This window comes from Actinomadura sp. KC06 (assembly GCF_004348735.1).
In the GTDB taxonomy this organism is placed as follows: domain Bacteria; phylum Actinomycetota; class Actinomycetes; order Streptosporangiales; family Streptosporangiaceae; genus Spirillospora.
Genome location: NZ_SMKT01000114.1, coordinates 1 through 12,462, shown reverse-complemented (window position 1 = coordinate 12,462; position 12,462 = coordinate 1). Strand labels below are relative to the sequence as shown.

Here is a 12,462-nt window from a genome sequence, read left to right as displayed (position 1 = left end):
TCCCTGAGCGGTCGCTGAGGCGGGGGGCGATCGCTCGTCCACTCCCTCTACCCCGCGATCGGCCGGTGACACAGGGCTGCCGGCACCCCGTCCACCCGGCCGGATAAGGGGCGCCGACGCGGGTACCGGAGCCGGTGACCCACGAGGGGGAACCGTGAGCACGATCACCGAGTCGGTCAACGTCACCGTCCCGATCCGCGCCGCCTACGACCAGTGGACGCAGTTCGAGACGTTCCCGGAGTTCATGGAGGGCGTCGAGGAGATCCGCCAGCTCGACGACGTCACCGTCCGATGGCGGACGCGGATCGCCGGCGTGACCCGCGAGTTCGACGCCAGGATCACCGAGCAGCTGCCCGACGAGCGCGTCGCGTGGAAGTCCCTGGACGGCCCCGAGCACGCCGGCGTGGTGACGTTCCACCGGCTGGACGACACCACGACCCGCGTCACCGCGCAGCTGGAGTTCGCCCCGGAGGGCGTCGCGGAGAAGGCGGGTGACCGGCTCGGCGCGCTCACCCATCGCGTCAAGGGGGATCTGCGGCGCTTCAAGACGTTCATCGAGTCGCGCGGCGTCCAGACGGGCGGCTGGCGCGGCCAGGTGGACCGCCCCGGCCAGGCGGACGGCCCCCCGGAAGGCCCCGGGCGGGCGGACCGTTCAGGGCCCTGACCTGCCGGGCGTGGGTAGACTTGCGGGTCGCCCTGCCTGGTAGGGAGCGTGCCCATGACCGCGGCCGATCGTCCCGTCGATCCCGATGTCGATCTGCATGTGCCGGAGCAGCGGCGGGAACTGCGGCGCTATCCGTGGGGGACGCTGGCGGCGGTGTCGGCGGGCGGCGTCCTCGGGGCCCTCGCGCGGTACGGGCTGACCTCCGCGTTCCCGTACGGTGCGGGCGACTTCCCGTGGGCGGTGTTCTGGATCAACGTGTCGGGCTGCCTGCTGATCGGCGTGCTGATGGTGCTGATCACCGAGACGTGGCGGGCGCACCACCTCGTCCGCCCGTTCCTCGGCGTCGGGATCCTCGGCGGGTTCACCACGTTCTCCACCTACGCCGTGGACATCCAGCACGCGGTCGAGGGCGGCGCGCCGCGGGTGGGGCTCGCGTATCTCGCGCTGACGCTGGTCGCGGCGCTGGCCGCCGTCGTCGCCGGGATCCGCCTCGCGCGTGCGCTGAGCCGGGCGCTGGTCCGGCGGCCCGCGGAGGAGGACGGCGAGTGACGGTCCTGCTGATCGCGCTGGGCGCCGCGCTGGGAGCGCCGCTGCGGTACCTGACCGACCGCGCCGTCCAGGCCCGGCACGACTCCGCCTTCCCGTGGGGGACGCTCACCGTCAACGTCGCCGGGTCGTTCGTCCTGGGGTTCCTGGCGGCGCTGCCCGCCGGCGACGGGGCGATGGCCTTCGCCGGGACGGGCCTCTGCGGCGCCCTCAGCACGTACTCGACGTTCGGCTACGAGACCGTCCGGCTGGTCGAGGACGGCGCGCGGTTCTACGCCGTCCTCAACGCGGTGGGCAGCGTGGTCGCGGGGCTCGGCGCGGCCTACTGCGGCATGGTCGTGGCCCAGGCCGTCAACGCGTGAGGCGGCGCAACCAACGTATGAGGCAGTGCAAGCTGGTGCGGCCCAGGCTCGCAGATCGGGGCACATGGCTCCGAGCCGACGAGTGGGCCGCGACGTGACTTTGCCCATCCGGCCGTTTCGGTAAACCGGTAGGTGTCTCAACTGTCACGGCCCGGGGACATGGGACGCGCGGTCGCGGGTAGCACGAAGCGGACAACACCCTGGCCGGAGAGCCCGGCCGGGATCCGGGCGGCGAAAGGCGGCCGGAATGCGCGTCCTGGTGACCGGATGGCCGAGCTTCCTTCACGGCGAGGCCACGGCGGGCGACGTCCTGGCGATGGAGGCCGTGCGGCACGGGCTCGCGGACGCCGGCGTCGAATGCGACCTCGCGTGGAGCCCCGTCTTCCGGCCGGACGGCCCGGACCTCGACGGCGCCGATCCCGGACGCTACACGCATCTGGTCTTCGCCTGCGGGCCGCTGCACGGCCGGCAGATCGAGGAGCTGCACCGCCGGTACTGGGACTGCGTCCGCGTCGCCGTCGGCGTCTCGGTCATCGACCCGGACGACCCGGCGGTCACCGGGTTCGACGCCGTTCTCGCGCGGGACACGCCCGCGGAGGCGCCGCGGCACGACCTGGCGGCCCTGCCGGTGAGCCCGTCCATGCCGGTCGTCGGCGTCGTGCTGGCGCCGGGGCAGCGCGAGTACGGGGAGCGGCGGCGCCACGAGCGGGTCGAGCGGGAGCTCACGGAGTGGCTCGCCGCCCGCGAATGCGCCCGGCTGCCCCTCGACACGCGGCTCGACCCGCGCGACTGGCGGCTGTTCGGCACGGCGGCGGAGCTGGAGTCGGTGCTGCGCAGGCTCGACCTGGTGGTGACGACGCGGCTGCACGGCCTCGTCCTCGCGCTGAAGAACGGCGTGCCCGCGCTGGCCGTGGACCCGGTCGGCGGCGGCGCGAAGGTGACCGCGCAGGCGCGGGCCTGGTCGTGGCCCGCCATCGTCACCGTGCCGGAGGACGCGTCCGGGCGGCTGCTCGACCTGGACGAGCTGGATCACTGGTGGGACTGGGCGCTCTCGCCGGAGGGGGCCGGGCGGCCGTCCGCGCTGCCGCCGTCGGACGCGGTGATCGGCGAGCTGCTGGACGTGATCGGCGCACGTTAACACCCCGATATATCGGGCACTCTCTGCATTTCACACGGGGCATCCCACACGGGGCATCTCACGAGGGAATTCATCGGGAAGGAGCGTTCGCCATGCGCCACGAAGAGTTCATCGGCCAGGTCCAGAACCGCGGCCGCCTCTCCGGCCACGGCGAGGCGGAGCGGGCTACCCGGGCGGTCCTGGAGACGCTCGGCGAACGGATCCCGGAGGGGCTCGCCGACAACCTCGCGGCGCAACTGCCGCACGAGATCGGCGAGCACCTGCGCCGGACGGAGATCTACGGCGGCGCCGGGAGCGGCGAGCGGTTCGGCAGGCACGACTTCATCGAGCGGGTCGGGGCCCGCTCCGGCGCCGACGACCCCCGGGCCGCGTTCCTGACGCGGGTCGTCCTTGAGGTGACCGACGAGGCCACCCACGGCGCGGTCGCGCACAAGGTGCGCGGCAGCCTCCCCGCCGACCTGCGGGACCTGGTGGCGTCCGGCAGCACCGGCTGAGCGGCCGCCGCCCGCCCCGGCACGCCGCTCGCCTCGTCAGGCGGGGCGGGCGATCACCAGCTCGCGCTCGAACCACTCGATCGTCGAGCGCAGGCCGTCCTCGACGGTGACGCGGGGGCGCCAGCCGAGGACGTCCTCGGCCAGGGCGGTGTCGGGGCGCCGCACGCGCGGGTCGTCCGCCGGGCGGTCCACGAACCGGAGGCCGGACGGCGCCCCGGTCAGCTCGATGATCAGCCGGGCGAGGTCCGCCATCGAGATCTCGTACGGGCTGCCGATGTTGACCGGCCCGGGATGCGCGGACTCGGCCAGCGCGACGATGCCGCGGACGGTGTCGTCCACGTGGCAGATCGAGCGGGTCTGCGAGCCGTCCCCGGTCACCGTGAGGTCCTCGCCGGTCAGCGCCTGCCGCAGGAAGGTCGGGATGGCGCGGCCGTCGTCCGGCCGCATCCGCGGCCCGTAGGTGTTGAAGATCCGCACGATCGCCGCGTCCAGCCCGCGGGAGTGCCGGAACGCCGAGGTGAGCGCCTCGCCGAACCGCTTCGCCTCGTCGTACACGCTGCGCGGCCCGACCGGGTTGACGTTGCCCCAGTACGACTCGGGCTGCGGGTGCACCAGCGGGTCCCCGTACACCTCGGAGGTGGAGGCGAGGACGAAGCGGGCGCCCTTGGCCTCGGCGAGCTCCAGCGCGTTGCGGGTGCCCAGGCTGCCGACCTCCAGGGTCTGGATCGGCAGCCGCAGGTAGTCGGCCGGGGACGCGGCCGACGCCAGGTGGAAGACGTAGCCGACGTCGCCGGGGACGCTCACCGGCTCGGTGAGGTCGCGTTTCAGGAACCGGAAGTCGCGCCGCCCGGCGAGGTGGGCGATGTTGCGGGACGTCCCGGTCAGCAGGTTGTCCAGGCACACCACGGAGATCCCCCGGGCCAGCAGGGCCTCGCACAGGTGCGAGCCGAGGAAGCCGGAGCCTCCGGTGACGACGGCGCGCGGATGTCTCATCTCGTCCCTTTCAACAAATGATCGGCGGGTTCAGCGGTGGCGGCGAGCGCCCTCCCGGCGGCCTCGACGGCCTGGTCCGCGGAGATCTCCAGCAGGCCCGGGGAGGGTTCGGGGCCGTGCGGGTCGCCGCGCCGCCCGGCCCACAGGACGCGGTGTTCGTCCCGGTCGGGCGGCCCCCACCGGGCGGGCGGCGTCGGGCCGAACAGCAGCACCGACGGGGTGCGGAAGGCGGTCGCGAGGTGCGCGACGCCGGTGTCGCCGCACACCACGAGCCGGGCGCCCGCGACGAGCGCGGCAAGCTCGCGCAGCGATGTGCGGCCGGAGAGGTCTGCGTCGTCGTCCAGCCCGGCCAGGTCCACGACGCGGCGCGCGAGGTGCGCCTCGCCGGGGCCGCCGGTGACGACGACGCGTTCGCCGGCGTCCCGCAGCGCCGCCGCGACGGCCGCGAACCGGTCGGCGGGCCAGCGGCGCGCCGGGTACGCCGCGCCCGGATGGACGACGGCGGCGCCCGGCGCGGGCGAGGCGGCCTCGGGCGCGGCCAGGTCGAGGTCGCCGGGGTCGGCGTCGAACCCGTACGCGGACACGAGCCGGCACCAGCGCGCCGTCTCGTGCTCGTCCGGGTCCCAGGCGGGCCCGGCGGCGTGGCCGGCCTCGGCGGAGGCGAAGGCGAGCAGCCGCCCCGGGCGGCGGGCCGCGAGGAGCCGGTGGCTCTGCGGCCCGCTGCCGTGCAGGTTGACGGCCGTGTCCACCGGCCCGGTGGGCGGCAGCGGTGCTAAGCCGTCCGCCGGGAGGACGTCGTCGACCGCGCCGGTGGAGCGGGCGAGGGGCCCGAGCGCGGCGGGCGCGGCGAGCGTGATCCGCGCGCCGGGCGATCCGCGGCGCAGGGCCCGCAGCGCCGGGACGGCGGTCAGCAGGTCGCCGAGGCCGAGCGCGCGCAGCACCAGGATCCGGCGTCCGGTCACGGCCACGACGGCTCGCGGGACGGGCAGACGACCATCTCCCGCACCTCGCAGCCCGGAGGCTGGGACAGCGCGAACGCGACGGTCGCGGCCACGTCGGCGGGCCGGTTGAGCTCGGCGTCCGGGCCCGGCTTGTACTGCGCGGCGCGGTCGTCGAAGAACGCGGTGTCCATGCCGCCGGGCACGACCATCGTGACGGCGACCTTCCCGGCCATCTCGGCGGCGAGCGCCCGGGTGAACCCGACGACGCCGAACTTGGACGCGCAGTACGCGGTCGCGTCGCTCACGGCCTTGAAGCCCAGCGTGGACGCGACGGTGACGACCCGTCCCGCCGGCTCGTTCTCCAGGTAGGGGAGCGCGGCGCGGACGACGGCGGCCGTGCCGAGCAGGTTCACCTGGATGACCCGCTCCCAGTCCTCGGCGGGGACGTCGCAGAGCGTCCCGCAGGCGTCGATGCCCGCCGCGGTGACGACGGCGTTGAGGCCGCCCGCGGCGCGGGCCAGGCCGTGCACGGCGCGTTCGGCGCAGCGGCGGTCGGCCAGGTCGGCCTGCATGTGCTCGAAGTCGTCCTTCGGCGGGTGCCGGTCGAGGACGAGCGGGCGGCCGCCGTCGTCGGCGACCTTCCGGGCGACGGCCGCGCCGAGCCCGGAGGCTCCGCCGGTGATGAGGACGTTCATGAGGCATGTCCCTTCGTGGTCGGTGGTGCGGGTGGTGTGCGAGCGGTCGACAGCAGGCGGGTGGTGGAGCGCCCTTCCAGCAGTGGCAGCAGGACGATCTCGCCGTCGTGGGCCCGGACCGTCTCGGCCTCGGGCAGCGCCGTCCCGGCGTAGTCGGCGCCTTTGACCCACACATCCGGGCGCAGCCGCTCCAGCAGGGGGGCGGGGGTGTCGTCGTCGAACACCAGCGCGGCGTCGACGTCGCTGAGCGCCTCCAGCACCCGGACGCGGTCGGCGGCGGACGACACCGGGCGCGACGGCCCCTTCCGGCGCCGGACCGACGCGTCGGAGTTCACGCACACGATGAGGCAGTCGCCGAGCCGCCGCGCCTGCTGCAGCAGGCTGACGTGGCCCGCGTGGAGCAGGTCGAAGCAGCCGCCGGTCGCGACGACCGTGCCGCCCGCGCGGCGGGTGCGCTCGACGACGTCCCACGCGTCCTCGCCGCGCTCGGGGACGAGCCGCGCCGTGCCGGTCTCCGCGAGCCGCCCGGCGACGGCCGCGGCGGCTCCGGCGCGGACGAACTCCGACGCCCGCTCGACGCCCTCGGTGACGGCCGCGGCGAGCGTCCCGCCGTCGGCCAGCGCGCAGGCGGCGCCGGCGGCGAAGCTGTCGCCCGCGCCGCACGAGTCGCCCCGCGCGGGCCGGGCGGGCGCGAGGAACGGCGCCTGCGACCCGTCGCAGAGGAGGGCGCCGTCCGCGCCGAGCGTCACCGCGACGCCGTCGATGGACCAGGCGCGGCCGAGGTGCCGGCCGCGCCGCCCGGCCGCCGCCAGCCCGGTCCCGCCGATGCCGGCGCCCTCGGTGAGGCGCGCGGCCTCCTCCTCGTTCGGGGTGAGCAGCCGGACGCCGGGCACCGGCGGCTCGCCGCGCGGATGCGGGTCCCACACGACGGGCACGTCCGCGGGCAGCCCGCCCAGCAGGGACCGGATCGCGCTGTGCCCGGTGACGCCGCGCCCGTAGTCGGAGACCAGCACGGCGCCCGCGCTCGCGATCGCGGCGGCGACGCGGGGGCCGACGGGCCCGTCGACGGCGCGGCCCTCCCCGGCGTCGAGCCGCGCCAGCGACTGCCCTCCGGACCGGATCCGCAGCTTGCAGGGGGTGCCGCCGTGCAGGTGGAACGCGGCGACCTCCATGTGCCGCTCCAGCATCGCGCGGAGCCGCCGGCCCGGATCGTCTTCGGCGAGCGCGGTGACGAGCACCACGTCGCGCCCGTCCGCCGCGGCGAGCAGCGCGGCGAGGCCCGCGCCGCCGGGGCGGGGACGCTCCTCGGCCCGCTCGACCACGGGGACGGGCGCGTCCGGGCAGAGCCGGCTGCTGCTGCCGACGATGTCGACGTCGAGGAGGACGTCCCCCACGACGACCAGCGGGCCCTTCACGGCCTCGTCCCCAGCGCGTCGTCGACCACCCCGCACAGCAGGTGGATCGCGGCGAGGTGGATCTCCTGGACGGTCGAGGTCGCGCCCGCCCGCACGGTGACCGCGTCGTCGCACGCCTCCGTGAGCCGGTTCGGCCCGGGCCCGGTGACGGCCCACGCGAGCATGCCGAGCTGCCTGGCCCGGTGCGCGGCCGCGATCACGTTCGGGCTGCGGCCGCTGGTCGACAGGCACAGCAGCACGTCGCCGCGGCGGCCGTGCGCCTGCACCTGCCGCGCGAACACGTCCACGGGCCCGTAGTCGTTGCCGATCGCGGTCACCGCCGAGGTGTCGGCGTGCAGCGGGATCGCCGACAGGGGGCGCCGCTCGTCCTCGAAACGGCCGACGAGCTCGGCGGTCAGGTGCTGCGCCTCGGCCGCGCTGCCGCCGTTGCCGCAGGCCAGGAGCCGTCCGCCGCCGTGCAGCACGCGGGCGAGCCGCCGTCCCCACGCCTCGATCGTCGGCACCTGGTCGCGGAACCGCAGCGCCGCCTCGGCGAGCGCCTCCAGCCGCCCGTCCTGGACGGTCGCCGTCCGGGTCTCGACGCTCTGCGTCATGCCGCCACCTCGCTCAGCGCGGCGGCGTGGCGGTAGACGCCGGCGGTGTCGGCGGCGACGCGGGCCCACGAGTAGTGGTCGCGCGCCCGGTCGCTTGCGGCCGAGCCCATCGCGGCCCGTTTCGCCGGGGCGTCCAGCAGGGCCCGGATAGCCCTGGCCGCAGCGCCGGGATCGCGAGGCGGGACGTGGACGCCGGTGACGCCGTCGACGACCGTGTCGAGGTGCCCGCCGACGGCGCTCGCGACGACCGGCACGCCGCAGGCCATCGCCTCCAGCGGCACCATCCCGAACGGCTCGTACCAGGGCAGCGTGACGGCCAGGGTCGCCGACTTGAGCAGCGCGGGGACCTCGGTGCGGCCGAGCCGCCCGAGGAACTCCACGCGTCCGGCGACGCCCGCGTCCCGCGCCACCGCGCGCAGCCTGCGGACCTCGGGCTCGCCGTCCAGGTCGCCGCGGTGCGGGCCGCCGGCGACGGCCAGCTCGGCGTCCGGCAGGTGGGCGAGCGCCCTGATCGCGGTGTCCACGCCCTTGCGCTCGACGAGCCGTGACACGACCACGAGGCGGTGCCGGTCGCGGCTCCCGGCCGTGCGGCCGTCCGGGGTGAACAGGTCGAGGTCGACGCCGCACGGCACGACGCGGACGCGGTCGCGGGGGACGCCCATCGCGGCCAGCTCGGCGGTCTCGTCCGCGCAGGTGGCGATCACGGCGTCGGCGGCGCGCCCGATCGAGCGCTCCAGCCGGTTCCGCGACGCCGGGCTGGTGTCCTTTCCGCCCTGGTGGCGGCGCTTCACGGCGCCGAGCGCGTGGTAGGTCTGCACCACCGGCACGCGCCGCGACCCGGGCGCCTGCGCGGCCTGGATCGCGGCGAGGCCGCTCATCCAGAAGTGGGCGTGCGCGACGTCGGGCGGGTCGGCGGCCCAGCGCCGCTCCAGGTGGCGGCCGAAGTCGTGCATCCACGGCAGCAGGTCGTCCTTGGGGATGTGCTCGGCAGGCCCGGCGGGGACGTGCTCGACGGTCACGCCGGGCGCGAGCCGCACCCGCTCCCGCAGGACGGGGGAGTCCCGCCGCGTGTAGACGGTGACGTAGTGGCCCTGCCTGCCCAGCTCGGCCGCCAGCTCCGCGACGAACACGTTCTGCCCGCCGCCGTCCGCCCCGCCGAGCCCCTTCCCCGCTGGGCGGTCCACGGCGGCGAGGGGGCTGGCGTGCTCGGAGATCATGGCTATCTTCATCGCGTTACCTCCTGGAGAGTTCGCCGCCAGTCCCGCAGGAAGCGCGGCAGGCCGTACCGGTCGACGGCGTGCGCCCGCGCCTCCTTGCCCATCTGGCGGGCGCGCGGGGGGTCGGCGGCCAGGGTCCGCGCGGCGTCCGCCAGCGCCGCGACGCGCGTCGACAGCACCCCGGCCTCCGGCGGCACCGCCTCGACCGCCTCGGTGGTCGCCAGCGCCACCACCGGCAGCCCGAGCATCATGGCCTCGATCAGGGCCAGGCCGAGGGACGTCCACCGGTAGGGGTGGACGTAGACGCGGCGGCGCGCGAGCTCCTCGTGCATCCGCGCCTGCGGCAGGTCCTCGAACGTCCAGAGCGACTCGTGCGGGACGCCGAGCCGGCCGGGGACATCACTGACGTTCATCCCGAACAGGTCGAGCGGGACGGCCTCCGCCAGCTCGGCGAGCAGGTCGGTCCCGGCGACCCGGCCCCGGCGCAGCGGGTCGTTGATGACGACTCCGGCGCGCGGCATGTCGCCGGTGTACCGGTAGCCGGGGTCGACGACGCCGTGCTCGATGACCAGGGCCGGGGCGCGGCCGCAGTTCCAGAACAGCCGGTTGAAGTGCGTGACGTGCACGACCGGGATGTCGGACCGGTCGTGCAGGAAGTGGCGGCTGTCGGGCACGACCTCCTCGGGCAGCCCGATGTCGGACGGCGTCCGGCGCGGCGTGTCGTGCTCGACGTACACGGCGGGGACGTCGCGTCCCGGGCGGCGCCCGAGCCATTCCTCGGCCAGCCGCAGCTCGTGCGGGCGCTGCAGGACGACGACGTCCACGTCCTCGTGGCGCAGCCGTTCGGGAGGCACCTCGATCGCGCGGTCGGGCCAGGTGAACGTGTCAGGGCGGCCCTTGCCGTCCGGTCCGCGGTCCGGGGTGACCGGGACGAGCGTGGTCTGCGGGCCGTGGACGAACGACGTCGCCCACGATCCGTGGACATGCCACAGCAGCACTCTCACCGGGCCGGCACCTCCTCCACGGACGCCACGATCTCCACGGCGGCGGCGACCTCGTCGGCGCCGACGGACGCCAGGCAGGGATGGCCCTCGACCGGGCATTCGCGGGCGCGGCTGTCCTTGCACGGCGCCTGCTGGTCGCCGAGCAGCGCCATCGGGACGCCGAACGGCGCCCACCGGGCGGCCGGGACGGTCGGCGCGAACAGCGACACGACGGGCGTGCCCACGGCCGCCGCGAGATGCGCGGGCCCGGTGTTGCCGGCGACGACCGCGCGGGCGCCCTCCAGCACCGACGCCAGCTCCGGCAGCGTCGTGCGCCCGCCGAGGTCGAGGCCGTCCTCCCCGGCGACGAGCGCGGTCAGCTCCTTCTCGTCGGCGTGGCCGGTGACGACGACGCGGTGGCCCGCCGCGCGCAGCAGGCCGACGGCGTCGGCGCAGCGCTCGGGCGGCCACGCCCGCGCGGGCACGGACGTCCCCGGATGCACGACGACGTATCCGGGCCCGCCGGTGAGGTGCCCGGTGTCGGGCAGCGGGCCGCGGACCCGCAGGCGCGCGCCGTCCCGGGCCGGGAACCCGGCGTCCTCGGCCAGCGCGAGCATCCGCAGCGGCTCGGGCATGTCCTCGCCGGGACGGTGCCGCAGGTCGAGCAGCGAGCCGGGGTAGTCCTCGCTGATCCCGCCGATCCACGGCGTCCCGGCGAGGCGCAGCAGCAGCGCCAGCGGCAGCGGCGACTGGTGGAACGAGGTGAGGATCAGCGCGCGGTCGAACCCGCGGAGCCTGCGCGTCAGCCCGTCGATCTCGCTCTGCCTGACCGGCACGTGGTCCGGGTCGATCCACGGGGCGCACCACTCGATGACGCGGTCGACGCCGGGCAGCAGGTCGGCGGCGGCGCGACCGCGCGGGCCGCACAGCAGCACGACCTCGTCGGCGACCGCGGCGACCGCGCGCACGGCGGGCCCGGCGAGCAGCACGTCGCCGATGTTGTCCTGGCGGGACACGAGGACCCTCATCGGCGCCGCCTCCCGCCGAGGACGAGATCGACGGCGGCGCGCAGCGTCCGCGCCGTCTCCGGCGCCCGCGCGATCTCCGCCGGGCGGGTCCGGCGCGTCGGGACGAGGATGCCGCGGGCCCCCGCCGCCCTGGCGGCCTCGACGTCGCCGCCGATGTCGCCGATCACCGCGCAGCCGGACGGCGGCACCCCGAGCCGCCGCGCCGCCCGCTCGATCATCCCGGGACGCGGCTTGCGGCACGCGCAGCCGTCGTCGGGGCCGTGCGGGCAGACCTCCCACACGTCGATGCGTCCGAGCAGCTCCTCGACGCGCGCGTTGACGCGCCTTACGTCGTCGTGGGTGATGCGTCCTCTGGCCACGCCCGACTGGTTGGACACGACGCCGATCCGGACGCCGTGCCGCCGCAGCCGGTCCAGGGCGCGCCGCGCGCCCGGCATCGGCTCCACCCGCGCCGGGTCCCCGTTGTACGGGACGTCGCGGATGAGCGTGTCGTCGCGGTCGAACAGCACGGCCCATGGCCCGTCCCAGCGCCGGGCCCCGCGGTGGACGATCAGCCCGCGCACCCGGTGCCACACCGCTACGGGCGGGATGACGGCGCTGGTCACGGCCATTTTCACGATTTCCTCCGGCGTCCGGGGGCCAGGACGTATGCGTTCGTAGGCGAACCGGGCCGTCAGCACACCCCAGATGGCCCCGGCGGCCATGCCGTGCGGGCGGCGCGGCGCGGTGAGGGCGGCCAGGCCCGCCGCGGTCGTGACGGCGTGGCGGCGGAGCAGGCCGCGGCCCTCGCCCGCGCGCGCCCGCCAGGACCGGCCGTGCACCCGCCACATCAGGACGTCGTCGGCGTTCCCCGCCTGCGCCCGCACCGAAGCCCAGAACCCGGCGGGACGGACGGGATGCGTCACCCTCCGCCCGCCGAGGACGAGCCCGTACCCGGCGTCCAGCGCGCGCAGCGCCAGGTCCGCGTCCTCGCGGTAGGCGCGCCGGAAGCGCTCGTCGAAGCCGCCGAGCTCCTCCAGGACGCTGCGTCGGTAGGCCATGTCGGCGGTGATCCAGTCGGCGCCGGCCAGCGCGGCGGTGTTGCGCTCCCAGTCGGTCGGCGCGCGCCCGTCCGGCGGCGGGACCGCGACCCGGCCCTGGGAGCCGCCGACCTCGGGACCGAGGTCCGCCAGGTCGGCGGCCAGCGCGGCGGGCCATCCGGGCTCGGGGACGACGTCGTCGTCCAGGAACGCGATCCAGTCGGTCGTCGCGGCGCGCCAGCCCGCGTTCCGGGCGGCGGCGGGGCCGCGGCCGCCGGAGCGGATCACCCGGATCTCCGGCCCGGCGGACGCGGGCAGCGGCAGCGGGGGGCCGGGCGCGGGACGGTCGTCCACGACGATGATCTCCAGCGGCC

At 76.3% G+C, this 12,462-nt stretch carries 14 protein-coding genes; 5 read left to right on the top strand and 9 right to left on the bottom strand.

The annotated features are described in order from the left end of the window. The first annotated feature begins 154 nt into the window (after positions 1-154). From E1287_RS29650 to E1287_RS29630, 5 genes are all read left to right on the top strand, one after another. A complete protein-coding gene (locus E1287_RS29650) occupies positions 155-664 on the top strand; it encodes an SRPBCC family protein (RefSeq protein WP_131968562.1) in 510 nt (169 codons plus the stop codon). Positions 665-718: 54 nt separating this feature from the next. Further along, positions 719-1,213 (top strand): CrcB family protein, encoded by a 495-nt coding sequence (locus tag E1287_RS29645; RefSeq protein ID WP_131968561.1) that lies wholly within the window; start codon positions 719-721, stop codon positions 1,211-1,213. Beyond that, positions 1,210-1,572 (top strand): fluoride efflux transporter CrcB, encoded by a 363-nt coding sequence (gene crcB / locus E1287_RS29640; protein ID WP_131968560.1) that lies wholly within the window; start codon positions 1,210-1,212, stop codon positions 1,570-1,572. Before E1287_RS29645 ends, crcB begins: the two co-directional genes overlap by 4 nt. A gap of 247 nt (positions 1,573-1,819) precedes the next feature. Next, positions 1,820-2,710 carry a polysaccharide pyruvyl transferase family protein gene (locus E1287_RS29635; RefSeq protein ID WP_131968559.1) on the top strand — a complete coding sequence of 297 codons (891 nt, stop codon included), beginning with the start codon at positions 1,820-1,822 and terminating at the stop codon, positions 2,708-2,710. A 92-nt stretch (positions 2,711-2,802) separates the two neighbouring features. Next, a complete protein-coding gene (locus tag E1287_RS29630) occupies positions 2,803-3,204 on the top strand; it encodes a DUF2267 domain-containing protein (RefSeq protein ID WP_131968558.1) in 402 nt (133 codons plus the stop codon). A 36-nt stretch (positions 3,205-3,240) separates the two neighbouring features. Here the strand turns inward: E1287_RS29630 and E1287_RS29625 are convergent, their stop codons facing one another. The 9 genes from E1287_RS29625 to E1287_RS29585 all read right to left on the bottom strand — a co-directional run. After that, the gene (locus tag E1287_RS29625) at positions 3,241-4,197 is read right to left on the bottom strand and encodes an NAD-dependent epimerase/dehydratase family protein (protein WP_131968557.1); all 957 of its coding nucleotides are present in this window, start codon (positions 4,195-4,197) and stop codon (positions 3,241-3,243) included. Then, positions 4,194-5,165: a glycosyltransferase family 9 protein gene (locus E1287_RS29620; RefSeq protein WP_243719520.1), complete on the bottom strand. Its 972-nt coding sequence runs from the start codon at positions 5,163-5,165 to the stop codon at positions 4,194-4,196. Before E1287_RS29620 ends, E1287_RS29625 begins: the two co-directional genes overlap by 4 nt. Then, complete coding sequence (locus tag E1287_RS29615) at positions 5,156-5,833, bottom strand: SDR family oxidoreductase (RefSeq protein WP_131968556.1); 678 nt, start codon at positions 5,831-5,833, stop codon at positions 5,156-5,158. Before E1287_RS29615 ends, E1287_RS29620 begins: the two co-directional genes overlap by 10 nt. Beyond that, a complete protein-coding gene (locus tag E1287_RS29610; RefSeq protein ID WP_131968555.1) occupies positions 5,830-7,248 on the bottom strand; it encodes a PfkB family carbohydrate kinase in 1,419 nt (472 codons plus the stop codon). Before E1287_RS29610 ends, E1287_RS29615 begins: the two co-directional genes overlap by 4 nt. Beyond that, complete coding sequence (locus tag E1287_RS29605; RefSeq protein WP_131968554.1) at positions 7,245-7,841, bottom strand: SIS domain-containing protein; 597 nt, start codon at positions 7,839-7,841, stop codon at positions 7,245-7,247. The genes E1287_RS29610 and E1287_RS29605 overlap by 4 nt, the downstream gene beginning before the upstream one ends. Then, on the bottom strand, positions 7,838-9,070 hold the full coding sequence (locus E1287_RS29600) for a glycosyltransferase (protein WP_131968553.1): 1,233 nt from the start codon (positions 9,068-9,070) through the stop codon (positions 7,838-7,840). Before E1287_RS29600 ends, E1287_RS29605 begins: the two co-directional genes overlap by 4 nt. Beyond that, positions 9,067-10,062: a glycosyltransferase family 4 protein gene (locus E1287_RS29595; RefSeq protein ID WP_243719519.1), complete on the bottom strand. Its 996-nt coding sequence runs from the start codon at positions 10,060-10,062 to the stop codon at positions 9,067-9,069. The genes E1287_RS29600 and E1287_RS29595 overlap by 4 nt, the downstream gene beginning before the upstream one ends. Beyond that, positions 10,059-11,069, bottom strand: coding sequence for a glycosyltransferase family 9 protein (locus E1287_RS29590; RefSeq protein WP_131968551.1), 1,011 nt, complete (start codon positions 11,067-11,069; stop codon positions 10,059-10,061). The genes E1287_RS29595 and E1287_RS29590 overlap by 4 nt, the downstream gene beginning before the upstream one ends. Further along, on the bottom strand, positions 11,066-12,462 hold a 1,397-nt coding region (locus tag E1287_RS29585), incomplete at its 5' end, for an HAD-IIIA family hydrolase (protein ID WP_131968550.1). The genes E1287_RS29590 and E1287_RS29585, both read right to left, overlap by 4 nt.

Bases quoted from the DNA above. Each gene is read 5' to 3' on its own strand.
- E1287_RS29645 (WP_131968561.1), top strand. From the start codon at position 719: ATGACCGCGGCCGATCGTCCCGTCGATCCCGATGTCGATCTGCATGTG.
- E1287_RS29635 (WP_131968559.1), top strand. From the start codon at position 1,820: ATGCGCGTCCTGGTGACCGGATGGCCGAGCTTCCTTCACGGCGAGGCC.
- E1287_RS29630 (WP_131968558.1), top strand. From the start codon at position 2,803: ATGCGCCACGAAGAGTTCATCGGCCAGGTCCAGAACCGCGGCCGCCTC.
- E1287_RS29625 (WP_131968557.1), bottom strand. From the start codon at position 4,197: ATGAGACATCCGCGCGCCGTCGTCACCGGAGGCTCCGGCTTCCTCGGC.
- E1287_RS29615 (WP_131968556.1), bottom strand. From the start codon at position 5,833: ATGAACGTCCTCATCACCGGCGGAGCCTCCGGGCTCGGCGCGGCCGTC.
- E1287_RS29605 (WP_131968554.1), bottom strand. From the start codon at position 7,841: ATGACGCAGAGCGTCGAGACCCGGACGGCGACCGTCCAGGACGGGCGG.
- E1287_RS29600 (WP_131968553.1), bottom strand. From the start codon at position 9,070: ATGAAGATAGCCATGATCTCCGAGCACGCCAGCCCCCTCGCCGCCGTG.
- E1287_RS29590 (WP_131968551.1), bottom strand. From the start codon at position 11,069: ATGAGGGTCCTCGTGTCCCGCCAGGACAACATCGGCGACGTGCTGCTC.